At 66.1% G+C, this 25,080-nt stretch carries 27 protein-coding genes; 10 read left to right on the top strand and 17 right to left on the bottom strand.

What is annotated here, in order from left to right:
- Position 1: 1 nt before the first annotated feature.
- From phoB to AC3ISA_RS11780, 6 genes are all read right to left on the bottom strand, one after another.
- Positions 2-694 carry a phosphate regulon transcriptional regulator PhoB gene (phoB, locus tag AC3ISA_RS11805; protein ID WP_135195153.1) on the bottom strand — a complete coding sequence of 231 codons (693 nt, stop codon included), beginning with the start codon at positions 692-694 and terminating at the stop codon, positions 2-4.
- Between the two features lie 20 nt (positions 695-714).
- Entirely contained in the window at positions 715-1,440 is a 726-nt protein-coding gene (phoU, locus tag AC3ISA_RS11800; RefSeq protein ID WP_346496427.1) for a phosphate signaling complex protein PhoU, read from the bottom strand.
- A gap of 5 nt (positions 1,441-1,445) precedes the next feature.
- Entirely contained in the window at positions 1,446-2,396 is a 951-nt protein-coding gene (pstB, locus tag AC3ISA_RS11795; RefSeq protein ID WP_489178034.1) for a phosphate ABC transporter ATP-binding protein PstB, read from the bottom strand.
- A gap of 4 nt (positions 2,397-2,400) precedes the next feature.
- Positions 2,401-3,705 (bottom strand): phosphate ABC transporter permease PstA, encoded by a 1,305-nt coding sequence (gene pstA / locus AC3ISA_RS11790; protein WP_489178033.1) that lies wholly within the window; start codon positions 3,703-3,705, stop codon positions 2,401-2,403.
- Positions 3,698-5,128 (bottom strand): phosphate ABC transporter permease subunit PstC, encoded by a 1,431-nt coding sequence (pstC, locus tag AC3ISA_RS11785; protein ID WP_489178032.1) that lies wholly within the window; start codon positions 5,126-5,128, stop codon positions 3,698-3,700. Before pstC ends, pstA begins: the two co-directional genes overlap by 8 nt.
- A gap of 139 nt (positions 5,129-5,267) precedes the next feature.
- Positions 5,268-6,665: an ATP-binding protein gene (locus tag AC3ISA_RS11780; protein WP_489178031.1), complete on the bottom strand. Its 1,398-nt coding sequence runs from the start codon at positions 6,663-6,665 to the stop codon at positions 5,268-5,270.
- 146 nt (positions 6,666-6,811) lie between these two features.
- Here AC3ISA_RS11780 and AC3ISA_RS11775 point away from each other — a divergent pair, with 146 nt between their 5' ends.
- The 7 genes from AC3ISA_RS11775 (at position 6,812) to ychF (ending at position 12,873) form a co-directional block, all read left to right on the top strand.
- Complete coding sequence (locus tag AC3ISA_RS11775) at positions 6,812-9,100, top strand: ATP-binding protein (RefSeq protein WP_489178030.1); 2,289 nt, start codon at positions 6,812-6,814, stop codon at positions 9,098-9,100.
- A gap of 133 nt (positions 9,101-9,233) precedes the next feature.
- Positions 9,234-9,875: a 50S ribosomal protein L25/general stress protein Ctc gene (locus AC3ISA_RS11770; RefSeq protein ID WP_372693418.1), complete on the top strand. Its 642-nt coding sequence runs from the start codon at positions 9,234-9,236 to the stop codon at positions 9,873-9,875.
- Positions 9,876-9,957: 82 nt separating this feature from the next.
- Positions 9,958-10,218, top strand: a complete 261-nt coding sequence (locus AC3ISA_RS11765; protein WP_372693419.1) for an antitoxin MazE-like protein — start codon at positions 9,958-9,960, stop codon at positions 10,216-10,218.
- Positions 10,215-10,541, top strand: a complete 327-nt coding sequence (locus AC3ISA_RS11760) for a type II toxin-antitoxin system PemK/MazF family toxin (protein ID WP_372693420.1) — start codon at positions 10,215-10,217, stop codon at positions 10,539-10,541. The genes AC3ISA_RS11765 and AC3ISA_RS11760 overlap by 4 nt, the downstream gene beginning before the upstream one ends.
- Positions 10,538-11,158, top strand: a complete 621-nt coding sequence (gene pth, locus AC3ISA_RS11755) for an aminoacyl-tRNA hydrolase (protein ID WP_372693421.1) — start codon at positions 10,538-10,540, stop codon at positions 11,156-11,158. The genes AC3ISA_RS11760 and pth overlap by 4 nt, the downstream gene beginning before the upstream one ends.
- 52 nt (positions 11,159-11,210) lie before the next feature.
- A complete protein-coding gene (locus AC3ISA_RS11750) occupies positions 11,211-11,708 on the top strand; it encodes a copper chaperone PCu(A)C (RefSeq protein ID WP_489178029.1) in 498 nt (165 codons plus the stop codon).
- A gap of 70 nt (positions 11,709-11,778) precedes the next feature.
- Positions 11,779-12,873, top strand: a complete 1,095-nt coding sequence (gene ychF, locus AC3ISA_RS11745; RefSeq protein ID WP_489178028.1) for a redox-regulated ATPase YchF — start codon at positions 11,779-11,781, stop codon at positions 12,871-12,873.
- Here the strand turns inward: ychF and AC3ISA_RS11740 are convergent.
- Positions 12,866-13,405: a hypothetical protein gene (locus AC3ISA_RS11740; RefSeq protein ID WP_489178027.1), complete on the bottom strand. Its 540-nt coding sequence runs from the start codon at positions 13,403-13,405 to the stop codon at positions 12,866-12,868. The genes ychF and AC3ISA_RS11740 overlap by 8 nt on opposite strands.
- Before the next feature lie 111 nt (positions 13,406-13,516).
- Here AC3ISA_RS11740 and AC3ISA_RS11735 point away from each other — a divergent pair, with 111 nt between their 5' ends.
- Together AC3ISA_RS11735 and AC3ISA_RS11730 are read left to right on the top strand one after the other, a co-directional pair.
- Entirely contained in the window at positions 13,517-15,763 is a 2,247-nt protein-coding gene (locus AC3ISA_RS11735; protein ID WP_489178026.1) for a TonB-dependent hemoglobin/transferrin/lactoferrin family receptor, read from the top strand.
- Between the two features lie 39 nt (positions 15,764-15,802).
- A complete protein-coding gene (locus tag AC3ISA_RS11730; RefSeq protein WP_489178025.1) occupies positions 15,803-16,780 on the top strand; it encodes a DUF6607 family protein in 978 nt (325 codons plus the stop codon).
- Positions 16,781-16,839: 59 nt separating this feature from the next.
- On the opposite strand, the gene AC3ISA_RS11725 is transcribed toward AC3ISA_RS11730, so the two are convergent.
- Positions 16,840-18,273 (bottom strand): hypothetical protein, encoded by a 1,434-nt coding sequence (locus tag AC3ISA_RS11725; protein ID WP_489178024.1) that lies wholly within the window; start codon positions 18,271-18,273, stop codon positions 16,840-16,842.
- A gap of 72 nt (positions 18,274-18,345) precedes the next feature.
- Positions 18,346-19,335 carry a helix-turn-helix transcriptional regulator gene (locus tag AC3ISA_RS11720; protein ID WP_489178023.1) on the bottom strand — a complete coding sequence of 330 codons (990 nt, stop codon included), beginning with the start codon at positions 19,333-19,335 and terminating at the stop codon, positions 18,346-18,348.
- A gap of 91 nt (positions 19,336-19,426) precedes the next feature.
- Between AC3ISA_RS11720 and AC3ISA_RS11715 the strand changes: the two genes are divergently transcribed.
- On the top strand, positions 19,427-19,651 hold the full coding sequence (locus tag AC3ISA_RS11715) for a hypothetical protein (protein WP_372693429.1): 225 nt from the start codon (positions 19,427-19,429) through the stop codon (positions 19,649-19,651).
- Positions 19,652-19,655: 4 nt separating this feature from the next.
- Here the strand turns inward: AC3ISA_RS11715 and AC3ISA_RS11710 are convergent, their stop codons facing one another.
- The 8 genes from AC3ISA_RS11710 to AC3ISA_RS11675 form a co-directional block, all read right to left on the bottom strand.
- Entirely contained in the window at positions 19,656-20,762 is a 1,107-nt protein-coding gene (locus tag AC3ISA_RS11710) for an acyltransferase family protein (RefSeq protein WP_489178022.1), read from the bottom strand.
- Positions 20,763-20,814: 52 nt separating this feature from the next.
- A complete protein-coding gene (locus AC3ISA_RS11705; protein WP_489178021.1) occupies positions 20,815-21,114 on the bottom strand; it encodes a hypothetical protein in 300 nt (99 codons plus the stop codon).
- 110 nt (positions 21,115-21,224) lie between these two features.
- Positions 21,225-22,646, bottom strand: coding sequence for an NAD(P)(+) transhydrogenase (Re/Si-specific) subunit beta (locus AC3ISA_RS11700; RefSeq protein WP_489178020.1), 1,422 nt, complete (start codon positions 22,644-22,646; stop codon positions 21,225-21,227).
- Between the two features lie 13 nt (positions 22,647-22,659).
- Positions 22,660-22,926, bottom strand: coding sequence for a hypothetical protein (locus tag AC3ISA_RS11695; RefSeq protein ID WP_488813358.1), 267 nt, complete (start codon positions 22,924-22,926; stop codon positions 22,660-22,662).
- A complete protein-coding gene (locus tag AC3ISA_RS11690) occupies positions 22,923-23,270 on the bottom strand; it encodes an NAD(P) transhydrogenase subunit alpha part 2 (protein ID WP_489178019.1) in 348 nt (115 codons plus the stop codon). The genes AC3ISA_RS11695 and AC3ISA_RS11690 overlap by 4 nt, the downstream gene beginning before the upstream one ends.
- Positions 23,270-23,482, bottom strand: a complete 213-nt coding sequence (locus AC3ISA_RS11685) for a hypothetical protein (protein WP_489178018.1) — start codon at positions 23,480-23,482, stop codon at positions 23,270-23,272. The genes AC3ISA_RS11690 and AC3ISA_RS11685 overlap by 1 nt, the downstream gene beginning before the upstream one ends.
- Before the next feature lie 23 nt (positions 23,483-23,505).
- Positions 23,506-24,639: a Re/Si-specific NAD(P)(+) transhydrogenase subunit alpha gene (locus AC3ISA_RS11680; RefSeq protein ID WP_489178017.1), complete on the bottom strand. Its 1,134-nt coding sequence runs from the start codon at positions 24,637-24,639 to the stop codon at positions 23,506-23,508.
- 139 nt (positions 24,640-24,778) lie between these two features.
- Entirely contained in the window at positions 24,779-25,051 is a 273-nt protein-coding gene (locus AC3ISA_RS11675) for an aa3-type cytochrome c oxidase subunit IV (RefSeq protein WP_489178016.1), read from the bottom strand.
- Positions 25,052-25,080 lie beyond the last annotated feature (29 nt).

Below are 25,080 nucleotides of genomic sequence, written 5' to 3'. Positions count from 1 at the left end.
ATCAGCCTTCCAGGTCCAGCGAATAGCCGGCCGAGCGGACCGTGCGGATCGGGTTGGCGCTTTCGTCGGCGATGGCCAGGGCCTTGCGAAGGCGTCCGACATGGACGTCGACGGTGCGCGCCTCGACATAGACGTCCGAGCCCCAGACGGCGTCCAGAAGCTGTTCGCGGCTGAACACCCGGCCGGGGTGCTGCATGAAGTGGTCCAGCAGGCGGAACTCGGTCGGGCCGAGGTGCACTTCCTGGCCCGAGCGCTTCACCCGGTGCGAGACGCGGTCGATGATGATGTCGCCGTGGTTCAGGCGGTCGTCGGCCAGACCCGGACGGATGCGACGCAGGACGGCGCGGATGCGCGCGATTAGTTCGACCATCGAGAACGGCTTGGTCAGATAGTCGTCGGCGCCGGTGTCCAGGCCGCGCACGCGGTCGCTCTCCTCGCCGCGCGCCGTCAGCATGATGATCGGCAGATTGCGCGTCTCGGCCTTGCCGCGGATGCGGCGGCAGACCTCGATGCCCGACAGTTTGGGCAGCATCCAGTCCAGCAGGACCAGGTCGGGCAGGCGCTCGTCGATCTGGAGCATGCCCTCCTCGCCGTCGGCGGCGACGGCGACGTCGTAGCCTTCCTTTTCGAGATTATACTGAAGAAGGGTCGCCAACGCGTCCTCGTCTTCCATCACAAGGATATAGGGCTGCACGTCGGGACTCCGGTCTCAGGTCAATGAGTCGAAAGGTTCGGCGTCGGATCGGAATCCTCCGCCGTGGGCTGGGCGCGCGGGCGTTCGCCCACGATGTCTTCGCCCGTGATCTCGTAGTGGACGGTCTCGGCGATATTGGTCGCGTGGTCGCCGATCCGCTCCAGGTTCTTGGCCATGAACAGCAGATGGGTGCAGGCGCCGATCGTACGCGGATCACCCATCATGTAGGTCAGTAGTTCGCGGAACAGGGCGTTGTAGTGCTCGTCCACCTCGTCGTCGGTCTGCCAGACGGCGACGGCGCGATCGAGCTCCGAGGCGGTGTAGGCGTCCAGCACGTCGCGAAGGCGGGTCGAGACCAGCCGGCCCATCCGCTCGATCGAGCGGGTCAGGGGCTGCATCGGCTCGCCCTCGGCCAGGATCAGGGCGCGCTTGGCGATGTTCTTGGCCAGGTCGCCGGTGCGCTCCAGATCCGTGGCGATCTTCATGGCGCCCAGGGTGCGGCGCAGGTCGCTGGCGACCGGCTGACGCAGGGCAATCAGGCGAATGGCCTTCTTTTCGATGTCGCGATGCAGGGCGTCGAGCTTGAGGTCGCGTTCCACGACGGCGCGCGCCAGGGCGATGTCGCGCCGGGCGACGGAATCGATGGCGTCCGCAACCTGGGCCTCGGCGAGGCCGCCCATGCGGGCGACCTCGGCCGTGATCTGGTTCAGTTCGTCGCCATAGGCCTTGACGGTGTGCTGGTTCATCGGATTTAGCCGAAGCGTCCCGTGATATAGTCGAGCGTGCGCCGTTCGCGCGGATTCTGGAAGATGTCTTCCGTGTCCCCGGTCTCGACCAGGCGGCCCATGTGGAAGAAGGCGGTGCGTTGCGACACCCGAGCGGCCTGGGCCATCGAGTGGGTGACGATGACGATGCAGAACCGCTCGCGCAGTTCATCGATCAGTTCCTCGATCCGCGCCGTGGCGATGGGGTCCAGGGCCGAGCAGGGCTCGTCCATCAGGATCACTTCGGGGTTCACGGCGATGGCGCGGGCGATGACCAGACGCTGTTGCTGACCGCCCGACAGGCCCATGGCCGAAGATTGCAGGCGGTCGGCGACCTCTTCCCAGAGACCGGCGCGCTTCAGGGCGCGTTCGACCACATCGTCCATCTCGGCCTTGGACGAGACCAGGCCGTGAATCTTGGGCCCGTAGGCGACGTTCTCGTAGATCGATTTCGGGAAGGGGTTCGGACGCTGGAACACCATGCCGACGCGGGCGCGCAGCAGCACCGGGTCAATGGAGCGGTCGTTGATGTCCTCGTCGTCCATCGCGATCCGGCCGGTGACCTTGGCCCCGGCGATGGTGTCGTTCATGCGGTTCATCGTCCGCAGGAAGGTCGACTTGCCGCAACCCGACGGGCCGATCAGGGCCGTGACGGTCTTGTCCGGGATGTCCAGCGAGACGTCGTAGAGCGCCTGCTTGCCTTCATAGAAGACCGACACGTCACGCGCGGCGATCTTGATCGGGCCGACAGGCGGGCTGTCCACGACGGTGGCGTTCGACACGGGCGTTGCGTCTTCGAGACGCGGCTCGGCGGCGGCGCGGCCCTTGGACGGCGTGACCTCGGGCAGGACCTGGCCGCCCATGCGCGGGGTCTCAGTCGGGTCGACCGGACCGGCGCCGGTCTGGTCTTCGGCGGAGCGGAAAATACGGAATTTCATTCTCTTACCACCGGCGCTCGAAGCGCCGCCTCAGGATGATTGCCGCCGCGTTCATGATGATCATGAAGACCAGCAGGACGATGATCGCCGCGGCGGTGCGTTCGTGGAACGCCCGCTCCGAGGCGTTCTCCCAGATGTAGATCAGCGAAGGCAGCGCCCCGACCGGCTGGTCGATGGCCGCCGGCACGCCGGGCACGAAGCTGACCATGCCGATCAGCAGCAGCGGCGCGGTCTCGCCCAGGGCGTGGGCCATGGAGATGATGGCGCCGGTCATGACGCCGGGCATGGCCAGCGGCAAGACGTGGCTGAACACGGTCTGCGTCTTGGACGCGCCCATGGCCAGGGCCGCCTCGCGGATCGACGGGGGAACGGCCTTCAGGGCCGACCGGGTGGCGATGACCAAGGTCGGCAGCGCCATCAAGGCCAGGACCAGACCGCCGACGATCGGACTGGCGCGCGGCAGGTGCATCCAGTTGATGAACAAGGCCAGACCCAGCAGGCCGTAGACGATCGACGGCACGGCCGCGAGGTTGTTGATGTTGACCTCGATGATGTCTGTCAGCCTGTTCTTGGGTGCGAACTCTTCCAGCCAGATGGCGGCGCCCACACCCAGCGGAATGGCGATCAGGGCCGTGACCATCAGCATCAGGGCCGAGCCGACCACGGCGCCGAGCACGCCCGCCAGCTCGGGCTGGGTCGAGTCGCCGTTGGTGAACAGGGCGGTGTTGAAGTGCGAGCCGATCACGCCCTCGGCCTGCATCCGGTCCAGCCAGGCGATCTGCTGATCGGTCAGGCGGCGCTGATCTTCAGGAGTCTCCCTGGAGATTTCGCCCTTCAGATACAGGTCGGCGTCGTCGGACAGGGGGACGGCCAAGGGCACGGTCTCGCCGATGACTTCGCTGCGTTTCGAGACCAGGTCGGCGGCGACGAACTTCAGTTCCGATGAGAACAGCCGTTTCATCTGCGCGGCCCTGGTTCCGGCCGCGTCGTCCTGGATACCCATACGGGCCAGTTGTTGCTCGGCGGCCAGTTGCTCGAAGTTGGAGCCTTGCGGGTAGGCGCGGTCGATGCGGGCCGGGTCCATATAGACCGGCACGGTCACGGTGTGGGTGTAGAAGGCGGTGTGGCCCTGCTCGACGATGCGGACCAAGAGGACCGCAAGGAACAGCATGGCGGCGGCGATGGCCAGACGGCCATACCACTTGAAGCGCGTTTCCTTGGCGTGTCGACGCTTCAGGCCCGCGCGCAGACGATCCAGCCGCCCCTTGGCGGCGACACCGTCGATCCGATCGGGGGTCGCGTCAGTCATATTGTTCCCGATAGGTCTGGACGATCCGGTGGGCGATGATGTTCAGCACCAGGGTCACCAGGAACAGGGTCAGGCCCAGGCCGAAGGCCGACAGGGTCTTGGCGCTGTTGAACTCCTGGTCGCCGGTCAGCAGGGTCACGATCTGCACGGTGACGGTCGTCACGGTGTCCAGCGGATTGAAGGTCAGGTTGGCGGCCAGGCCCGCAGCCATGGTCACGATCATAGTCTCGCCGATGGCCCGCGACACGGCCAGCAGCAGCGCGCCGGCGATGCCCGGAAGGGCGGCGGGCATCAGCACCCGCTTCACCGTCTCGGACTTGGTGGCGCCCATGGCGAACGAGCCGTCACGCAGCGACTGAGGCACGGCGTTGAGGATGTCGTCGGACAGGGACGAGACGAAGGGGATCAGCATGATTCCCATCACGGCGCCGGCCGTCAGAGCCATCTGGTTCTGCACCAGCGCCAGATACTGGCCCAGTCCGTCCAGAGGCCCGCCGATCAGGAACAGGCCGATCTCGTTGAAGAAGACCCGCAGCAGCGGCCCCACCGTAAGGGCGGCGAAAAAGCCGTAAACGACGGTCGGCACGCCGGCGAGAATCTCAAGCAGCGGCTTGATCACCGCGCGGGTCGTGCGGCCGGCGTATTCCGACAGATAGATGGCCGACAGCAGGCCGATCGGCGCGGCCACGCACATGGCGATGACCATGATCAGCAGGGTGCCGGCGAACAGGGGCACGGCCCCGAAGGCGCCCGACGACCCGACCTGATCGGCGCGGATGGCGATCTGGGGGCTCCACTGGGTGCCGAACAGGAAGTCGAGGATCGGCACCTTCTGGAAGAAGCGGAAGCTGTCGAAGGCCAGGGAGGCGATGATGCCCAGGGTCGTCAGGACGGCGATGGCCGAGCAGACGAACAGGGCGCCGTAAATCCAGCCCTCGACCCGGTTGCGGGCGCGGGTATTCGGTTTGATCTGGGTCAGGGCGAACAGACCGCCCAGGATGGCGGCCAGGATGGCGGCGACGCCGCCGCCCCAGGACAGGGTGCGCTCGATGCGGACCATGCGGCGCGCCTCGACCGGCAGATGCTCGGCCAGCGGGCGTTCCCAGATTTGCAGGGCAGGCTCGCCACGACCGACGCGGTGGGCGTCGGCGAAGAAGGCGTCGCGGCGGAAGTGATCCAGAGATTCGACCGCGTCAGGCGTGCCGACAGCGGTCAGCTGACGCTGAAGCGGCGTGGCGAAGACAGAAGCCAGGATCAGCACCAGCAGGGCGGGCGCGGCGACCCAGATCAGCGCATAGGCGCCGTGCTGGCCGGGCCGGGAATGGGGTTTGGCGCCGACCGCGCGACGACGCGCGAGCTCACGTCCGCCGAGGAAGGCGGCCGCGCTCAGCGCGATGAGGATCAGCAGGTAAATCCAGATCATTCGAAGTCCGAAGCGCCGTGCGCGAATCGGCGACGGTCCTGAACATCGGGACCAACGCGGCGCGACTACTGCCTGTGAATGGTCAGCGGATTACGACGGGTCGATGACAGTTGGGTGACAGCGACGGGCCCTCGCGGCTCTAGCGCCGCTCGACCGGCTGGGGGAACCAGGCGGTGAAGGCCGCGCCCATGCCCGGCGCGCTTTCGACCACCAGACCGCCCTGGTGACGGTTGATGATGTGTTTGACGATAGCCAGGCCCAGGCCGGTCCCCTGCCGCTCGCCGCTCTTCTGGCCTTCGACCCGATAGAAGCGCTCGGTCAGGCGTGGCAGGTGTTCGCGCGCCATGCCGGGCCCGTGATCCCGCACCGTTACAGCGGCATAGGAGATGCCGGAGGCGCGGTCCGGGGTGACCAGCGGAAGGCGCGTAGCCCCAGGCATGCGCGACGCCCAGGCTTCGTCGAACGACAGGTCCGAACGGACCGAAATCTCGACCGTCCCGCTCCGTGACGAATATTTGACGGCGTTGTCGAGCAGGTTCTGCACGACCTGCAGGATCTCGTCGCGATCCCCGCTGATCGACGCCCTCGCCTCTCCCTGATCCAGGGCGATGACGATTTCTTTTTCCCGCGTCAGCACGCTGATGGCGTCCACGACGTCGGAGGCGGCGCGGTCCAGATCGACGCGGCCCGACGGCGGAATATGCTCGTTCAGTTCGATGCGGCTGAGCGACAACAGGTCCGCCACCAGACGACCCATTCGATCCGCCTGGGCCGACATGATGTCCAGGAATCGGTCCCGCGCGGCGACGTCGTCGCGGGCATGGCCCTTCAGCGTCTCGATGAAGCCGCTGAGAGAGGCCAGCGGCGTGCGCAGTTCGTGGCTGGCGTTGGCGAGAAAATCGACACGCATCATTTCCGTGCGCCGGGCGTCGGTCTCGTCGCGCAGGATCAGCAGGGCCAGCTCCGCCCCCGGCAGCGTTCCCGCCTCGACGGACAAAGGCCGCGTCCAGGCACGCCAGCGCCGATCCCTCTGACCGCCCGTCGCATAGTCCGTAGTGCGGGCCGTGCCGCCGAACAGGGCCTCGTCCACCGCCTCCAGCACGCCAGGTTCGCGAATGACCTGAACCAGCAAGGCGCCCTGACGCTGGATACGCAGCAGGTCGCGCGCCGCGCCATTGGCCATGACGATGCGTCGGCCGGCGATGTCGTCCGGTTCGCCCCCGCTGACAACCAACACGGGATCGTCCAGCGCCTCGAACACACGGTCCAGCAGATCGCCGTTCACCAGATCCGTCGAAGACTCCACCGGCCCGCCGTCACTCGCGGCCGGAGCCGTCGTCGCCGTTTCCGATACGTTGAGAAGCCAGGCCGAAGCCGCCACGACCACGGCGCCGCCGACCAGCCAGTTCGCCAGCTCGGGATGCAGGATCGCCAGGATCAGCAAGATCACGATGGCGATGCCGATACTGGCGCCCACCGTCCAGAGCCGCGAGGTGGAGACCGGCGCGACGGGCGATGGCGAGACTTCGTAAGGCATGGAGTAGGAGCGACCTCGTTCTGGAACGCGTTTTCCGATCCTTGCACGGATTCTGTGACGGCGCTCCGACAGCCTGCCGATTGAAGAAGCTTCGCCGCACGGTTTATTTAGGATTTTCTGCGACTGTGTCTCCAAGGGGAGGCCTCGTGGACCGCATCATCTTTTGCATCACGCGCGATCACGACTGGCGGATCACTGTGTTCGCAGCCCTGATCTGCCTGGTCGGTCTAGGCGTTTCGACCCGCTTCATGGAGCGGAAGGGAACTCGCGATCCTGTTCGACGTCGCCGCTCGGCCATTCTGGCGACCGTCGTCGGCGCCCTGTCGATCTGGGCGACCCATTTCGTGGCAATGCAGGGATTCGTCGCCGGTGTGCCGGTGCGCTACGACCTGTTTCTGACATTGGCTTCGCTCGGCGTCGCCCTCGCGATGATCGGCCTGACGATCGGCTCAACGATGATGGGCAGGGGTCGGATCTGGCGCGTCCTGGCCGCCGTGATCGCCGTCGCGGGCGTCGGCGCCATGCATTATCTCGGCATGGCCGCGATCAAGGGGCCGGCGCATATCATTTGGGATCCGGGCCTGGTGGCGGCCTCCATAATCGCGGCGATGACCATCGGCTGCACGACCGCCTTCTTCTATCGTCGCGGCGGGCTCTTACGGCTGCTGGTCACCGCCATCGGCCTGTCGATGTCCGTGATCGTGCTTCATTTCGTCGGCATGGCGGCGATCATCGTTACGCCAGACCCCACGGTCTTGATGGATCAGGGCATATCGTCCGAAGCCATGCGCGTATTGCTGGGCGCCATCCTTCTGTTGATTTGTGGCGTGGCGGGCGCTCTGGGCGTCATGGCCTATGTGTCGCGCTCGACCGCGCTGCGCCGCATTCGCGAGGCGGTCGACGCCATGCCCGACGGGCTGGGTTTCTATGATTCGAAGGACCGACTGGTCCTGTGGAACGCTCGCTATGCCGAGGTGAACCCCGAGCTTGAACCCCATCTCATCGTCGGTCTGTCTTTCCGCGAGGCCTTGCGGATCGGCATCGACGAAGGCCGATACGCCGAGGCGCTGGGGCGCGAAGAGGAATGGCTGAATGAGCGGATCGCGGCGCGGCGTCACCTGTCGTCCAACAGCGAACAGCAGATCGCCGGCGGCCGCTGGCTGCGCATCCAGGACCGCCGCACCTCGGAGGGCGGTACGGTCACGGTCTGCAACGACATCACCGACCTGAAGCGCGACGCCCAGGCCCTGGCCGAGGCTCGCGACGCCGCAGAGGCCGCTAACGTCGCCAAGAGCCAATTCCTGGCCAATATGAGCCACGAGATCCGCACGCCCCTGAATGGCGTGATCGGCCTGTCTCAGGCCCTGTCCAAGACCGAACTGACGCCCGACCAGCGCGAGATGCTGGATCTGATGCAGGCCTCGGGAAAGACGCTACAGACCCTGCTCAGCGACATCCTGGATCTGGCCCGCGTCGAATCGGGCAAGCTGGAGCTGACCGAGGACGCGTTCGAACTGGCGACCGTCGTGCGTGAGGCGGCTCAGCTCTATGCCGAGAACGCCCGCGAGAAGCATCTGGATTTCCACGTCGACATCGATCTGGAAGACGATGTGTGGGTGCTGGGCGACGCGGTGCGTCTGAAGCAAGTGCTGACCAATCTGATTTCCAATGCAGTGAAGTTCACCAGCCAGGGTTTCGTCGGGCTGATCGTCCAGCGTGGCGTGGATCAGGACCGCCGTCCGGTGCTGCGCTTCACCGTCGAGGACAGCGGCATCGGCTTCGACGCCGCAACCCGCAGCCGGTTGTTCAGCCGATTCGAACAGGCCGACGGCGGCATCACGCGCAAGTTCGGCGGCTCGGGCCTGGGCCTGTCCATCTGCCGTCAGCTGGCGGAAATGATGGGCGGCGACCTGGGATGCGAAAGCGAGCCGGGCGGCGGGGCCGCCTTCATCTTGACCCTGCCGCTGAGACAATGCGAAGCCCCCAGGAGCCGTGAGCCTCTGGCTGTGGAGACCTATGCCGACGACGATCAGCGCGCGGTGCGGGTGCTGGTGGCGGACGACCATCCGACCAACCGCCGCGTCATCGAACTGATTCTCGCCCAGACCTCGGTCCAGATCGTGATCGCGGAGAACGGCGCCCAAGCGCTGGAGGCCTTCCGCGCCGGCGCGTTCGACCTGGTCTTGATGGACATGCAGATGCCGATCATGGACGGGCTGACGGCGACGCAGGAGATTCGCCTGCACGAGACGACGATGGGGCTAGGCCGCACGCCTATCGTCATGCTGACCGCCAACGCCATGCCCGAGCACGTCGCGGCTGGGCGCGCGGCAGGCGCCGACCACCATCTGGCCAAGCCCTTCAACGCCGCCGAACTGCTGGGCATCGTCGCAGCGCCCGCTTCGCTGCTGAAGGACCGGGCGCAAGCGGCTTAAGCGGAACCTTTGACGGTTGCGCCCTGAGCGTGATGCGTGTAATAGCCCGCGCTCTTGAATTCGAGGGTTCATCACCCCCGCCGCGAGAGCCTAGGGTTGGCGCGGCGTTTCCGTTGTTGTTGAGGCGAGCCACATGGCCGAGATCATTCTGAACGTGGACGTCCGCGATGGCGTCGGCACCGGCGGCGCTCGCGCTGCGCGTCGCGCTGGTTTCGTGCCGGGCGTCCTGTACGGCGGCGAGCAAGCCCCCGTCGCCATTTCGGTGAACGAGAAGGACTTCCGCAAGTCCCTCTACACCGGCAAGCTGCTGGGCCACCTGGTGACCCTGAAGTACGGCGACGAGACCCAGCCGGTCATCGCCAAGGATGTGCAGTTCGACCCCGTGTCGGACCGTCCCCTGCACTTCGACCTGATGCGCGTCGACGCTAAGGCCCCGGTCAAGATCGAAGTGGCGGTCCACTTCGCGAACGCCGACGAAGCCCCGTTCTCGCGTCAGGGCGGTTCGCTGGAAGTCGTGCGTCACGCCGTCGAGATCCTGGTCCGCGCCGACCAGATCCCGGAAGAACTGGTTGTCGACCTGGCCAAAGCCGAGATCGGCGACACCATCCGCATGTCGGACATCAACCTGCCCAAGGGCGCGGAAGCCACCATCACCGACCGCGACTTCGTGATCGCCACGATCAAAATCTCGTCCGCCGCTCTGTCGGAAGCCGCCGACGAAGCCGCTGACGCCGCCGAAGCCGAAGTCGCTCCGGTCGAGAAGACCGAAGACTGATCCTTCGTCTCTTCGAGAAGATTGCGCCCCGCCCGGTTCGCCGCGGCGGGGCTTTTCTTTGCCCAAGGTTGCGCGGTCGCAGGTGGCGCGCTACCTTTTCGGCATGAACCTGCACACGGCGCGGCCGGACAAGTACAAGCGCTATCGTGAGCGCAAGAAGGCCGCCGGCCTTAAGCAGGTCCGCGTTTGGGCGCTGGACCCCGACGCTCCCGGGTTTCGTGAACGCCTGATGGCGGATCAGGTCCGCATACGCGACAGCGAAAGCGAACGCGCCACCGTCGCCTTCATCGAGGCCATGTTGATGCAGGATCTTTCCGAGGACGATGCGACGGAAGCCTATTGAATCGCGGCGACATCATCACCGTCGCGGTGTCAGGCGACCACGGCAAGCCTAGACCCGCCGTCGTGGTCCAGGCCGATATCGTGCAAACCGGCACGATCCTGGTTTGTCTGATGACCAGCGACACGGAAAAGACCGCTCCCTATCGTCTCCTGCTGCAACCCACGCCTGGCAATGGCTTGAGAAAGCCAAGCCTTGTTCAGGCGGACAAGATATATCCAATCGCTCTCGCACGTTGCGGCGAGGTGATCGGCTGCCTTGACCAAACGGAACGCACCATGCTCGACCTTCATCTGCTTTTCGTTCTGGGGCTGGGCGCGGAATGATCATCATCGCTGGGCTCGGCAATCCGGGCGGCAAATACGAGAAGAACCGCCACAACATCGGCTTCATGGCCGCCGACGAGATTTCGCGTCGCTGGCGCTTCGGTCCCGAGCGCGCAAAATTCCAGTCGATCGTCAGCGAGGGCCAGGTCGAGACGGCCGATGGCCCGGTCAAGGTGCTGTTGATGAAGCCCCAGACCTATATGAACGAGAGCGGTCGGGCCGTTGGCGAGGCGGCGCGCTTCTACAAGATCAAGCCGTCCGAGATCATCGTCTTCCACGACGAGATCGACCTGGCCCCCGGCCGGTTTCGCATGAAGACCGGCGGCGGCGCGGCCGGCCAGAACGGCGTCCGTTCGCTGATCAGCCACCTGGGCGCCGATTTCCGCCGCGCCCGCATGGGCATCGGCCATCCGGGCGAGAAGGAACTGGTCATGCCCCACGTTCTGGGCGACTTCCACAAGGCCGAGCAGCCGTGGCTGGATGCGATGCTCCAGGCCTGCGCCGACGCCCTGCCCTTCGCCGCCGCCGGCGACGACGAACGTTATCAGGGCGAAGTCCTGCGCCTGGCCCCCGCCCCCAAATTCAGCCCGCGCCAAGCGGCGCGCGGCGAGCTTTAACAGACCTGTTCGCCGTGTTTGCTCGATCTGCCCCTGTGAAAGACCCGACGCCATGAAAATTAAACTCGCCCTCGCCGCCATCGCCCTGTCTCTGGGGGCCTGCAACCCGCCTGAACAGGCCAAGGCGCCCGCCGCGGATCCGGCAAGTCCCGTCGCGGCGGCATCCGTCGTCGCGACCGGGGCCTGGTGCCGCCCGTCGCCGAACGGCGCCAAGGCCGGCGGCTGCTACGTCACCCTCAAGGCCACGACCAACGACCGCCTGACGGGCGGTTCGACGCCCGCCGCAGGGTCGCTGCAGGTCCATGAGATGACGATGCAGGACGGCATGATGAAGATGGGCGAGCTGACGCAGGGCCTGCCCCTGCCGGCCGGTCAGGCTGTGGCCTTGGCGCCGGGCGGCAACCACCTGATGCTGATCGGCCTGACCGCGCAGCTGGTGGAGGGTGCGACCGTGCCGTTGACGCTTCTGTTCGCCTCCGCGCCGGCCGTCACAGTGCAGGCGGCGGTGCGTCAGCCGGAGATGGCGGGCATGGATCACGGCGCACATTGACCCCAGTTGAAGCGCGAGCCTGACAAACCGGTTCGAACCGGGTAAAGGCTCGCGCCTCACGAGGAATACCATGGCCCTTAAAGTCGCGATCGTCGGCCTGCCCAACGTCGGCAAGTCCACCCTGTTCAACGCCCTGACCAAGACGGCGGCGGCCCAGGCGGCCAACTACCCGTTCTGCACCATCGAGCCGAACACCGGCGACGTGGCGGTGCCGGAGCCGCGTCTGGACGCCTTGGCCGAGATCGCCGGGTCCAAGGAGATCATCCCTTCGCGCATCACTTTCGTGGATATCGCGGGCCTGGTGCGCGGCGCGTCCAAGGGCGAGGGCCTGGGCAACCAGTTCCTGGCCAATATCCGCGACTGCGACGCCGTGGCCTTCGTGGCCCGTTGCTTCGTCGATGACGACATCACCCACGTCGAGGACCGCATCGATCCGATCGCCGATCTGGAGATCATCGAGACCGAACTGATGCTGGCCGACATGGAGAGCCTGGAGCGCCGTCGGCCCCAGCTTGAGAAGCGCGCCAAGGGCGGCGACAAGGAATCCGGCCTGACCCTGAAGCTGGTCGATCTGGCCCTGGCCCAGCTGAACGCCGGCAAGCCCGCCCGCACCGCCGAGGTGTCCAAGGACGACGCCAAGGCCTGGCATATGCTGCAACTGCTGACCGCCCTGCCTGCCCTCTATGTCTCCAACGTCGAGGAAGGTTCGGCCGACAAGGGCAACGACCTGTCCGACAAGGTCGCGGCGCGCGCCGCCCAGGACAACGCCAACTCGGTCGTCATCTCGGCCCAGATCGAATCCGAGATCGCCGTGCTGGACGACGAGGAGCAGAAGGAGTTCCTCGAAACCCTGGGTCTGGAAGAACCCGGCCTGAACCGCCTGATCCGCGAGGCCTACAAGCTGCTGGGCCTGCAGACCTATTTCACGGTCGGCCCCAAGGAAGCCCGCGCCTGGACCATCCCGGTCGGAGCCACCGGCCCGCAGGCCGCCGGCGTGATCCACACCGACTTCGAGAAGGGTTTCATCCGCGCCGAAACCATCGCCTACGACGACTTCGTCTCCCTGCGAGGTGAAGCCAAGGCGCGCGAAGCCGGCAAGCTTCGCGCCGAAGGCAAGACCTATGTCGTCAAGGACGGCGACGTGATGAACTTCCTGTTCAACTAGGCGGCGCGACGGGCGGGGTCTCGGCCCCGTCCGGCTTCATCATCTTTTCCAGCGGATTGGCGGGATCGGGCGCACGCGGCGAGCCGGGGCAGCGCGCCAGTTTCACCGTCGTCATGTCCCGGTCGATGTAGGTCAGGTTCATCACGTCGCCGGTCGTGCTCATATGCACGCGCTCGGTCCTGGTCTGGCCCTGGGTCGCGCATCTCAAGGCCGCGACATAGCCCGAACCCGTCTCGTCGATGCTGGCGATATCGCAGTTGTGCCCATAGGCGTCGAACCGCAACGGCGTCAGGGTGATCGGGCTGCGCTCGCCCTGAGGCTGGGCGCACCATTGTGGATTGGCCGCCCACACCCCCACGAAACTACGCGACCCGCGCGACGCCAGAGATGACGGCCCCTTCGCCTCGACCTGCTGCATCGCATCGGGCGTGCGCAGTGGCGCGGCAGGCTCGTTGGGCGGATTGACCTGCTGATCGCCGCAGGCGGCCAGGGCGGCGATGGCGGCCACCATCGGGAACAGGGCTGTTTTCATCACGCCACAACGTCACGGCCAAGGTTCGGGTTCAAAACCGCACAGTCATTGCGGTTGATTCTGATAGTCGTTCGCAGTAACACGCCCGCCAGTCATCAAGCGGGGCCATTCATGCGTAACCTTCTCCTCCTCTCCACCGCCGCAGCCGCCTTCGGTTCGGCCCTGATCGTCCAGCCCGCGCGTGCCGAAGAGTCGCAAATCGTGGCGACCAATGTCGATCCTGTCACCGTCATCGCTACCCGTACCGAGCGCCGAGCCGACTCGGTGCCCGCCACCGTGACCGTCATCACCGATGAACAGATCGAAGCGACCCTGGCCACGGACATCAAAGACCTGATCCGGTTCGAACCGGGCGTCAGCGTCCAGTCCGCCCCGTCGCGGTTCTCCGCTACTGGTGGCGCAGGGCGGGACGTCAACGCCGGGTTCACCATTCGCGGCATGGGCGGAAACCGCGTCCTGATCATAACGGACGGCGTGCGTGTGCCTGACGGCTTCTCCTTCGGCGGTCAGAACGTGGGACGTGGCGGCTACGGCGATCTGGATCTGATCAAGTCGGTCGAGATCCTGCGTGGCCCCGCATCCGCACTGTATGGCTCAGACGGAATCGCTGGTGCAGTCAGCTTCACCACCAAGGATCCCGTCGACATCCTCCAAGGTGATCGCAACTTCGGCGTCCGAGCCCGTGTGGGCTACAACTCGTCGGACGAAGGTTGGGCAGAAGGCGTGGCCTTCGCCGGCCGCACAGGCGCTTTCTCGGGCCTGCTGTCCTATTCCCGTCGCGACTTCCAAGAGACCGAGAACCAAGGAACGGTCACCGGTGAAGAGGCCGGCCTCACCTTCGCAAGGCGCACCCTGCCCAATCCTCAGGATTTTGCTTCCAACGCGGTGCTCGGCAAGTTGGTATGGGATGTCGCGCCAGGCCATGTTTTGCGTCTGGCCTACGACCACTATGACCTGGACATGGAAGGTCAGTCTCTGTCGAACCGCACGGCGACCGCGACGGCGGCGACGCCTCGCATACTGGCCATCGACGCAACCGACGAAACTCAGCGCGACCGCGTCAGCCTGGATTGGCGCTTCGACGACTTCATGGGTCTCGATCACGGCTCCATCGCGGGCTACTGGCAGGACGCGACCAACAGGCAATACACCTTCGAACAGCGTCGGACGTTGGCCGGAGCCAATGCCGACCGGTCGCGCACGGTGACATTCGACAACAGGGTCTGGGGTGTGACCGCCTATGGCACCCGCAGCGTCGAGTTCGCCGGCGCCACCCATCGCCTCACCGCCGGCGCCGACTATTCCGACACGCGCCAGGAAGGAATTCGCGACGGCCTGCCGGCCTTCAGCGGCTCGGAAAGCTTCCCCGTTCGCGCCTTCCCGAATACCGACTACGCTCTGGCCGGCGCCTATATTCAGGACGAGATCCAACTGGGCCGTCTCAGCATCATCCCCGCCGTCCGCTATGACTGGTATGATTTGTCGCCCGAGAACGACCCGCTTTACACCGGCGTGGTGCGGGGACAGAGCGAAGATCACGTCTCGCCCAAGCTGGGCCTGTTGTGGCAGGCGGACGATCACTTCAGCCTGTTCGCCAACTACGCCGCTGGATTCAAGGCGCCCTCGCCGATGCAGGTGAACAACTTCTTCGCCAACTCCTTGGCGAACTACACCTCGATCCCCAACCCGGACTTGGAGCCGGAAACCAGCGAGAGCGTGGAAGCCGGAATGCGCTTCCGCAATATCGAGGCCTTGGGCGGTACCCTGTCGCTGTCGGCGACAGCCTTCCATTCAGAATACGAGAACTTCATCGAACAGGTTCAGGTGTCCGGCAACTTCTCGCCGACCAGTCCTGCGGTCTTCCAGTATGTCAATCTGACCAATGTGAAGATCTGGGGCCTGGAAGCGCGTGGCGAGATCCGCTGGGACAACGGCGTCAGCATTCAGGGGTCGGCCGCTTTCGCCGACGGCGAACAAACGACCAACGGAACCAAGGGACTATTGGCCAGCGTCGATCCGATCAAGCTGGTCGCCGGGCTGAACTACGCCGAACCGGCGGGCCGTTTCGGCGGGGCCGCCATCGTGACCTGGTCGGACGCCAAGGACGCCGGAAACTACACCGGCAGCGTCACCTGCGGTAGGACCTGCTACCTCGGCGACAGCTTCACCCTCGTCGACCTGACCGGCTACTGGAACGTGAACGACAACGTCACGCTTCGAGCCGGCGCCTTCAACGTCTTCGACGAAAAGTATGCCTGGTGGAGCGACGTGCGAGGTGTCGCCAATTCGTCGGCCATTAAGGACGCCTACACGCAGCCGGGCCGCAACTTCGGCGTCTCGCTGACCCTGCGTCTGTAAGCGACCATGAAATTTTCCCACGCTTCAAGGAGCCGCCCGATGCGCGCCATATTGATCGCCGCCGCCCTGCTGACGGCCGCCGCCCCGACCGCACAGGCGTCGGACGCCGCCGCCCAGACCGCACAGGCCTCTGCGCCCGCCAGCGCCTTGGAACGGGATCGCCAGTCGATCCTGGGCCAGGCCGGCCAGTACCGCGTCCACTTCGACATGCGCGAAAACGTCAGCTTCCGCGCCGACTACGACCCGCTGGAGGAAAAACTGTCGGGCGGCAGCGAGATCGTCCGCGTCGTCTATGACAAGGGCGACCGCATCAGCCTTCAGCACATCTTGGTCATGGAGCATGAGGGCCAGGTCATGGTCATCAAACACTGGCGTCACGACTGGGTCTATCAGCCCCAGACGGTCCTGACCTATGCCGGGCCGAACCAGTGGACCCTGACGGCGGTGCCAGAAGCCGAGCGCACCGGCGCCTGGTCACAAACGGTGTGGCAGACCGACGATTCGCCCCGCTACGGCGGCGTCGGCCGATGGACCTATGACAACGGCCTGTCGGCCTGGACCTCGAACGCCACGTGGCGGCCGCTGGCGCGTCGCGATGCGGTGCGCAACCCGGTCTACGACCGTTATCTGGGGACCAACCGCCACATCCTGACGCCGGATGGGTGGGTCCACATCCAGGACAATATGAAGATGTCGGGCAAGGCCGGCGGCGAGCCGATCGCCATCGTCCAGGAAGACGTCATCAACACCTATGATCGCTCGACCAGCTATTCGCCCCAGGCCGGCGACGACTACTGGACCAGGACGCAAGGCTTCTGGTCCGCCGTGCGCGACGCCTGGGACGCCGCCATCGCCGCCCATGACGGCATCCATCTGCAGGAGATCGGCGAGACAGGATCGGTCACCGGCACGCCGCTGATGGACCTGGCGCAACAGATCGCGGATGGCGAAACCACCGAAGCCGAAGCCGTCGCCAAGGCGCGCGTCCTGATCACCGAGGCCACGACGCCGCGCTGACCATCCCCCAGCGCGGAGCGTGAGACGGCGGCCGGTTTCTCCGGTCGCCATTTTTCGTTTCAGCTCAGGACGATGCGGCCATTGTCTAAGCGGAAGGCCACGCCGGTTCGTTGGAACAGGCGCGCGATCACGGCGGACGGATCGGCCGCGCCCTGATCCAGCAACCGTTCCACATCCCCGCGCAGCGACGGATCGCGCGATGTCCGCGTCAGAGCCGTCAGCCATTCCTCGCGGCTCAGCACGCCGTCCGGCTGACGCAGCAGGGGTTTCAGGAAGTCGAGCCAGTCGCCGCCCATCCGCTGTTTCTGCGCGCCCTCGGCCGTCATGGCGAAGACGGCGCCGCACGCATAATAGGCGCGGTGTTCGCCGCGCGCGCCCGCCTGCGCGACCGGCTTCCTGGCCAGGTTCACACAGTCGTCGATCTCGGACTGAAGCTCGCTGCGGGCGTCATAGGTGGGGTCCAGACGCTTCAGCGCCCGCACCGCCATCAGGTCGGCCCCGCCCTCGGTGATCCAGGCCTCGTCGGCGAACTGATAGCGGACGGTCTGGCCCAGCCAGAAATGCGCCGCCTCATGGCCGATGAACCAGCGCGACCGCTCCATGATGTCGGGCTGGGCCGTGGTCACGCCCCGCCCCTCGAACGACATGACGATCAGGCCGGGCAGGACGCTGCCGCCCATGCTGGTCATCTGTTCGGTCGGGCCGTTCCAGGCCACCATGACGATGGGGGTGTCGCCGCCCGAGCCGGGCGCGCCCAGCCGATCGCGGTAATATTGGCCGACGCGCGGGGCGAACCCTCGAATCTCCTCGCCAATCCAGGGCGGCAGGTTGGGGTCGATCACGGTCGACAGCCCCTCGCCCGGCGTCACGGTCGCCTCGCCCAGCAAGACGTAGCTGCGCTCGTCCATGGTGGTCAGTTGGTCATGCCGACGGCCATTGAACAGCACCGGCCCACTGTCGTCGCGCCACGTCACGCGCGACGACCCGCCGTCCAGCGTCACCCGGTTCAGGTCGTCCGGCACCGCCTCCGCCGCCTGGGCCGACGGCAGGGCGAAGACGTCCAGTTGCCGCGTCGGCAGGGCGACCGCGCCGTTGGAGAACAGCAGGGTCGGATACTCCGCCTCCAGGTCCACCGCCTGCGGCCTGACGCGGAACCGCACCTCGCGCGGCACGGGCCCGCCGTTCGTGCTGCGGATGATGTCGTAGTGACCGCGTCGCTCCATCACCATGCCCGGCGTCTGCACCGTCCACTGGCGAGGCCGCCAGGGCTGGCGTGAATCCGTCTCCAGCGCCGAATCCATGAAGGCCCAGACCGGCACGTCGCGCCCGAACCGATAGTCGATGTTCAGATGGTCGCCATCGCGCGTCACGGTCACCTGAGGTGCGCTTTCCTCCAGAACGACCTGTCGCGAAACGACCGGGCCGGCCGCACAGGCGCCGCCCAACAGGAAAACGGCTGCGATGGCGGACGAAGCGAAGGCGTGGACGCGCAAGGGCGATCTCCTGAAGGATGGTCGGCGCGAAGCCTAGCGGTGCTGAACGCACCGCGTCAGCTTACGGTTTCGTCAGGCTGAGGCCCGTTCCAGGGCGCGCCCCGCCGCCGCCAGTTCTCCGGCCATGACGGCCTTCAGTCGCTCGGGCGCCAGGATCTGCGCCTGCTCGCCCCAGGTGAACAGATGCCAGGCCAGTTCGCGCATGCCCGAGGCCCGGAACCGCACGACGACCGCGCCGTCCGCCTGATCCTCGAAACTCTGTGTCGGGTGCCAGCGCCAGCTCTTCGCCTCGGTCGCGCCCTGGGGCGTGATCCGCAGCACCACATCCTCGATCTCGTCCTGATAGATGCCGAAGGACTGGCTGGCGAAGATGCCCAGGTCGAAATCGGCGGGCGGGACGGCCAGCCCCTCCTGCGGGGCGACGTGGCTCATCCGATCCAGGCGGAAGGTCTGGATACGGCCGGTCTCTCGGTCGGCGGCGACCAGATAGTTGGCGCGGCCGAACATGACGCCGCACGGGGCGACGCTGCGCCGACGCGGCTCGGCGCCTGGCCGCGAATAGGTGAAGCCCAGCGGCTGCTGCGCCAGCACGGCGCCGCGAATGGCGGTCAGCATGGCCTCGTCCGCCGACGGACGCGGCCCGGCCTGGACGGCGATGGTCTCGGCCCGGACCAGGGCCTCCAGATCCGGCGCCATCCGGTTCAAGGTGGTGGACCGCATCGCCGCCTTCAGCTTGCGCTCTAGCCCTTCCAGCGCCGTCGCCCGCGCCGGTTCGCCGGCGGCCCGCAGGGCCGATGCCGCCTTGGACAGTTCCAGCATTTCGGTCGCCGTCGGCGCCTGTTCGAAGGCCGACAGGCCGCCACGGATACGCCAGCGTTTCGACGGCGGGTCCGAGACCTCGTCCACCTGGGGGAACAGCATCATCACCGCGTCGCGCATCCGCTCGGCGGTGCGGCGGCCCACCCGCATGTCGCGCGCCATTTCGTCGATGGACAGACCTTCGGCGCTGGCGGCCATACGCCGCGCCAGTTCGATCACCATCGCCGCCTTGTCGTGTCTCACCGCCGATCCTTATACCTACGTCCGTTTCTGACGCAACACTGCGCCATAACCCAATCATCGACAAGAGGCCGTCGCTTCAGGAGATCACATCATGGCTCGCTTCCAACCTACCCAGACGATCAACGCCAGCCGCTATATCATCGTGCCGTGCGAGGCCGACGGCTCGTCCGACCTCGCCGTGATCTGGGATCGGCTGGAGGAACAGGTGGTGGACGTCATCTCGGCCGCCGCCAGCAGCCGCTACTCGGACGAGGACATGCTGTGGGACGAAGGCCGTGCAGGCGACATGCCCTCGGAATGGCGGATGGCGGCCTAAAGGCTCAGGCCGCTTTCGGCTTGGTCCAGCGGTCGATCATCCGCTGCGCCGGCTGTTCGACCAGTCGGTGCGCGACGACCGCGACCGCCACGATGAAGCCGAACATGGCGACGGCGAACAGGTCGTTCAGCCAGACCGAGCCGAAATCGATGCGTCGCACAGGCACCCAGTCCAGCTTCCTGGCCACGATCATCATCACGGTCAGGATGAACATGTGGACCATGTAGATAGCGAACGACCACCGCCCCAGGGTGACCAGCGCCGGATGATCCAGTACGCGCGACAGGGCGCCGTCCTCGCCCGCGAAGACCCAGACCAGCACCACGAAGACCAGTGTAACGGCCACTGTGATCGGCCCCTGGGCATAGCCGATGAAGACGCAGGCCGCGACGATGGCCGAGACCTCCAGCAACGTCGCGGCGCCGCCCTTGAGCCGAGGAATGCGCGTCCACAGCCCCTGCAGCAGACAGCCCAGGAAGAAGCCATAGACCGCGCGCGGCACGGCGAAGTCATAGGTCGTGTTCATCCAGCGCCGGGCGTAGCTGACCACCAGTACGCCCCCGATGATCGCCAGAACCAGACCGATCCAGCGAAACCGTTTCGGCGCAATCAGAACCAGACCGGCGAAGATCAGATAGCAGGCCCATTCGGCGCTGAGCGTCCAGGCCGGCCCGTTCCAGGTCAGATAGGGATGGACATGCCAGGCCTGGATCATCGCCAGGTTGGTGAAGATCGCCTCGATCGACCGGTCCCGCGTGAACGGCGGGGCGCTGTCGAAGTGGAACACCAGCCGCGCCAGCTCCAGCCCGACGAAGGCCGCCAGCATCAGCAGATGCAGCGGCCAGATCCGCCCGAACCGCCGCACCATGAACCGCCCGGCGTCCCGCCCCGACTTCAGCCGGTTCGCATAGGCATGGGCGATGACGAAGCCCGACAGCACGAAGAAATAATCGACGAACAGATAGGAATGCTGGACGAAACCCCAATCGCGCCAGTGACTTGCCACCGGCATGTGGAACATCACCACCAGGATGGCGCACACCCCGCGCAGGGAGTCCAAGGCCTCGAAACGGCGATGGGCGACGGGGACGGGTCCGGACAATGTGTTCACGGACGCGTGATAGCGCCGGTCAAGGTTGGGCGATAGGGGGGCTGGTGAGACTTCAGTCAGAACCAGCCTTGAGCGCTCGAACAGCATGATCGCAAAGGTCCCGCAGGACCGTCTGATCGACATCCTCAAGGCGCGCGATGTAGAGGCAGCCGACGCCGGCCTTCACCTTGCCGAGGCAGGGGATAAGCTGCGCCCGCTCAGGAAAATCGCCTGACACATACAGGACCAGATTGGCTTTTCTTGGTGAAAAGCTGATGAGGGGCCAGCCGCCCTTCGGTCCACCTGTATTGCCGAATCCGACGATGGACGGTCCCCACAGGACGGCCGGTTCGCCGGTGATCTCCGCCATCATTGCAGCGACGGCTTGAGCGTCCGACCGTCGGCGTGGGTCTTCGATCCTGGACAGGAAGTCGGCAACCGAAGCGTCGGTGGGGCCGGTCTTAGGCGTGCTGGTCATGGTCCCTACAGCCCCTTCACGATCCCCTCGACCATCTTCTTGGCGTCGGCGAACAGCATCATGGTGTTGTCGCGGAAGAAAAGTTCGTTCTCGACGCCGGCGTAGCCCGCCGCCATGCCGCGCTTGATGAACAGGACGGTGCCGGCCTTTTCAACGTCCAGGATGGGCATGCCGTAGATGGCGCTGGCAGGGTCGGTCTTGGCGGCGGGGTTGGTGACGTCGTTGGCGCCGATGACGAAGGCGACGTCGGCGGTGGCGAACTCGGCGTTGATGTCTTCCAGCTCGAACACCTCGTCATAGGGGACGTTGGCCTCGGCCAGCAGGACGTTCATGTGGCCCGGCATCCGGCCGGCGACGGGGTGGATGGCGTATTTCACCTCGACGCCTTCCTCCTTCAGCTTGTCGGCCATTTCGCGCAGCGCATGCTGGGCCTGGGCCACCGCCATGCCGTAGCCGGGGACGATGATGACCTTGGACGCGTTCTTCATGATGAAGGCGGCGTCCTCTGCCGAGCCTTGTTTGACCGGGCGCGTTTCCTTGGCGCCGGCGGGACCGGCCGACGCGTCGCCGCCGCCGAACCCGCCCAGGATGACCGAGATGAAGCTGCGGTTCATGCCCTTGCACATGATGTAGCTGAGGATCGCGCCCGACGACCCGACCAGGGCGCCGGTGATGATCAGGGCGATATTTTCCAGCGTGAAACCCAGGGCCGCCGCCGCCCAGCCGGAATAGGAGTTCAGCATCGAGACGACGACCGGCATGTCCGCGCCGCCGATGGGAATGATCAGGGTCGCGCCCAGAATCAGGGCGATCAGGAAGACGCCCCAGAAGGCCCAGGTCGCCGCGCCGTTGGTGCCGATCAGAATGCCGATCAGCAAGACCAGGCCCAGCGCCAGGCCCACATTGATCAGGTGCCGCGCCGGCAGGATGATCGGCGCTCCGCTCATATTGCCGTTCAGCTTGGCGAAGGCGATGACCGAACCGGTGAAGGTGATGGCCCCGATGGCGACGCCGAGGCTGAGTTCGATGATCGACAGGATCTTGATGCCCGTCCCGTCGTCGGTCAGGATTCCGAAGGCCTCGGGCGCATAGATCGCCCCGATGGCGACCAGGCAGGCGGCCATGCCGACCAGGCTGTGGAAGGCGGCGACCAGTTGCGGCATGTCGGTCATGGCGACGCGCTTGGCGATCAGGGCGCCGGTCCCGCCGCCGACGATGACGCCGCCGGCGATCAGGGCCAGGGTCACGGTGTCCAAAGCCCCCGTCGTGCCCAGCGTCAGCAGGGTCACGCCAATGGCCAGGGCCATGCCGATCATGCCGAAGGTGTTGCCCTGGCGGCTGGTCTCGGGACTGGACAGGCCGCGCAGCGACAGGATGAACAGGACGCCCGAAACCAGATAGGCCAATGCGGCCAGCGATGCGTTCATCACGCCCCTCCCCTCAAGACGTGCGCGCCAGCCGCCACAGGGCGGCGGCGATGAACAGCGGGCCGATGAAGAACAGGGCCCATTCGAAGACGCCCAACGGCCGGTCCTGGGTCACGACCCGAACCAGGATGGCCGAAAAGACCAGGGCGATGCCGCAGTCGTGCAACCGCTGGCGCTTGATCGGCACCTTGGTTCCGAACCAGCCGTACAGCCACAGGCCGAAGCCGATGCCGGTGGCGACCCAGGAGCCGGTGATGGCGATCTGCGCGGCGTCCGTCACGAAGACGCCTCGGGAGCAGGCTTAGGCGCCGGCCGCTCCTTCTTCTTGTACATGGCCAGCATCCGCCGTGTGACCATGAAGCCGCCAAAGATGTTGACGCTAGCCAGGGTGACGGCGACGACGCCTGCGCCCTTGGCGATCCAGGCGCTGGGGCCGGTCGCGTCACCCGACACCGCTGCCGCCGCGATCAGGCCGCCGACGATGATGACGCTGGAAATGGCGTTGGTCACAGCCATCAACGGCGTGTGCAGGGCCGGCGTCACGCTCCAGACGACGTAATAGCCGACGAAGATCGCCAGCACGAAGATGGCCAGGCGGAAGACGGTGGGATCGACGTGTTCCATTATGCCCCTCTGGATTCGATACGTTCATCGACGCTCAACGCAACGATCAGAATGCCCGCGATTGCCATGTTGGACAGAACCGCAGGAATTTCGCTCATCACGCTCAAGACCATAGTCCCCTCCGAATAGCGGCGAGAAATGCCCAAGATGAGGATCAAGCCTATGTGGACCACAGGTCCGACCAAAAGCGCGAGCAAGGCGAACTTCCTCAAGATATTTCTGGCTCTCGGCGAAATCATCCCCTCACCCCTTCATGCACCACGGCCCCGGCGTTGGTGACCACCGCCGCTTTGAGGATCTCATCCTCCAGATCGACCGACAGCGCCCCGTCCTTGAGCATCAGCCCGACGAAGGCCGACAGGTTGCGGGCGTAGAGGGCGCTGGCGTCGGCGGCGATGCGGCCGGGCAGGTTGGCCCAGCCGACGATGGTGACGCCGTTCGCGGTGGTCACGACCTCGTTCAGCTTGGAGCCTTCGACATTGCCGCCCGCCTCGACCGCCAGGTCGACGATGACCGAGCCGGGCTTCATCGAGGCGACATGGGCGGCGGTCAGCAGCACCGGCGCGGCCCGGCCCGGAATCAGGGCCGTCGTGATGACGATGTCCTGCTTGAGCACATGGGTCGCGGTCAGTTCGGCCTGCTTCGCTTGATATTCTGCCGACATGGGCTTGGCGTAGCCGCCGGCGGTCTGGGCGTTCTTGAACTCCTCGTCCTCGACGGCCAGGAATTTGGCGCCCAGGCTCTCGACCTGTTCCTTGGTGGCGGGCCGCACGTCGGTGGCGGTGACGACGGCGCCCAGACGCCGCGCGGTGGCGATGGCCTGAAGCCCGGCGACGCCGACGCCCATGATGAAGACCTTTGCCGGGGCGACCGTGCCGGCCGCCGTCATCATCATCGGGAAGCCCTTGCCGAAGGCATAGGCCGCCTCGATCACCGCCCGGTATCCGGCCAGGTTGGCCTGGGACGACAGCACGTCCATGACCTGGGCGCGGGTGATGCGAGGCACGAACTCCATGGCGAAGGCGGTGGCGTTGGCGCCGGTCAGGGCCTCGACCGTGGCCTTGTCGCGATAACCGTCCAGCATGGCGACGACGATGGCGCCAGGCTTGAGCGCGCTGGTCTCCTGGGCCGTGGGGCCGCGCACCTTCAGCACGATGTCGGCGCCGTCCAGCACGGCGCGGGTGTCCGGCTTCACCGTTGCGCCGGCGGCTGTGTAGTCGGCGTCGGGAATGGAGGAGCCCAGGCCGGTCCCGGCCTCGACCGTAACGGTCGCGCCCAGGGCGATCAGCTTCTTCACGGTCTCGGGCGTGACGGCGCAGCGCGTCTCGCCTTCGCGGCGTTCTCTTGTGACGGCGATAGCGACGGCCAAGCGAATCCCCTCGTTCTTTTCGTTGAACGAAGGTTAGGCCGTTCCGGCGCAGGCCGTCAAAGCACGGTTATGCCAAAGCTTGGAGAAGTCGCGCGATTTCAGACCGCCGCAGCGGGAAATGCTGCAACCAATCGAAGGATCAGTGCGCGGCGCCCGGCTTGGACTTCAGCGCCATGAAGCCAGCGCCGCCCAGGACGACCGCGCCGATGACGGCGGCGATGAAGCTGCCGCCCGGATGGAACCACAGGGTCAGGAACAGCAGCAGGACGGCGATGGCCAGGCTGCCCCACTTGGCCAGGTTCAGGAACAGGCTGTAGGTCGAGAGCTGCTCGCGCACTTCCATATGGCCGCGCAGATAGGCTTGCGCATCGGCGTCGGCAGGTGCGTTGGCGGTGTCGTGCAGGTCGGCCATGCGTTAAATCCCCTCGTCGTTATCGCGGA

This window comes from Brevundimonas sp. KH_058 (genome assembly GCF_057838505.1).
Note: the sequence above shows the minus strand (reverse complement) of the source record. Positions and strands in the feature narration are given on the sequence as shown.

Excerpts from the sequence above, each read along its gene's own strand:
- phoU (WP_346496427.1), bottom strand. The coding sequence starts at position 1,440 with ATGAACCAGCACACCGTCAAGGCCTATGGCGACGAACTGAACCAGATC.
- pstB (WP_489178034.1), bottom strand. The coding sequence starts at position 2,396 with ATGAAATTCCGTATTTTCCGCTCCGCCGAAGACCAGACCGGCGCCGGT.
- pstA (WP_489178033.1), bottom strand. The coding sequence starts at position 3,705 with ATGACTGACGCGACCCCCGATCGGATCGACGGTGTCGCCGCCAAGGGG.
- pstC (WP_489178032.1), bottom strand. The coding sequence starts at position 5,128 with ATGATCTGGATTTACCTGCTGATCCTCATCGCGCTGAGCGCGGCCGCC.
- AC3ISA_RS11780 (WP_489178031.1), bottom strand. The coding sequence starts at position 6,665 with ATGCCTTACGAAGTCTCGCCATCGCCCGTCGCGCCGGTCTCCACCTCG.
- AC3ISA_RS11770 (WP_372693418.1), top strand. The coding sequence starts at position 9,234 with ATGGCCGAGATCATTCTGAACGTGGACGTCCGCGATGGCGTCGGCACC.
- pth (WP_372693421.1), top strand. The coding sequence starts at position 10,538 with ATGATCATCATCGCTGGGCTCGGCAATCCGGGCGGCAAATACGAGAAG.
- AC3ISA_RS11750 (WP_489178029.1), top strand. The coding sequence starts at position 11,211 with ATGAAAATTAAACTCGCCCTCGCCGCCATCGCCCTGTCTCTGGGGGCC.
- ychF (WP_489178028.1), top strand. The coding sequence starts at position 11,779 with ATGGCCCTTAAAGTCGCGATCGTCGGCCTGCCCAACGTCGGCAAGTCC.
- AC3ISA_RS11740 (WP_489178027.1), bottom strand. The coding sequence starts at position 13,405 with ATGAAAACAGCCCTGTTCCCGATGGTGGCCGCCATCGCCGCCCTGGCC.
- AC3ISA_RS11735 (WP_489178026.1), top strand. The coding sequence starts at position 13,517 with ATGCGTAACCTTCTCCTCCTCTCCACCGCCGCAGCCGCCTTCGGTTCG.
- AC3ISA_RS11730 (WP_489178025.1), top strand. The coding sequence starts at position 15,803 with ATGCGCGCCATATTGATCGCCGCCGCCCTGCTGACGGCCGCCGCCCCG.
- AC3ISA_RS11715 (WP_372693429.1), top strand. The coding sequence starts at position 19,427 with ATGGCTCGCTTCCAACCTACCCAGACGATCAACGCCAGCCGCTATATC.
- AC3ISA_RS11705 (WP_489178021.1), bottom strand. The coding sequence starts at position 21,114 with ATGATGGCGGAGATCACCGGCGAACCGGCCGTCCTGTGGGGACCGTCC.
- AC3ISA_RS11700 (WP_489178020.1), bottom strand. The coding sequence starts at position 22,646 with ATGAACGCATCGCTGGCCGCATTGGCCTATCTGGTTTCGGGCGTCCTG.
- AC3ISA_RS11690 (WP_489178019.1), bottom strand. The coding sequence starts at position 23,270 with ATGGAACACGTCGATCCCACCGTCTTCCGCCTGGCCATCTTCGTGCTG.
- AC3ISA_RS11675 (WP_489178016.1), bottom strand. The coding sequence starts at position 25,051 with ATGGCCGACCTGCACGACACCGCCAACGCACCTGCCGACGCCGATGCG.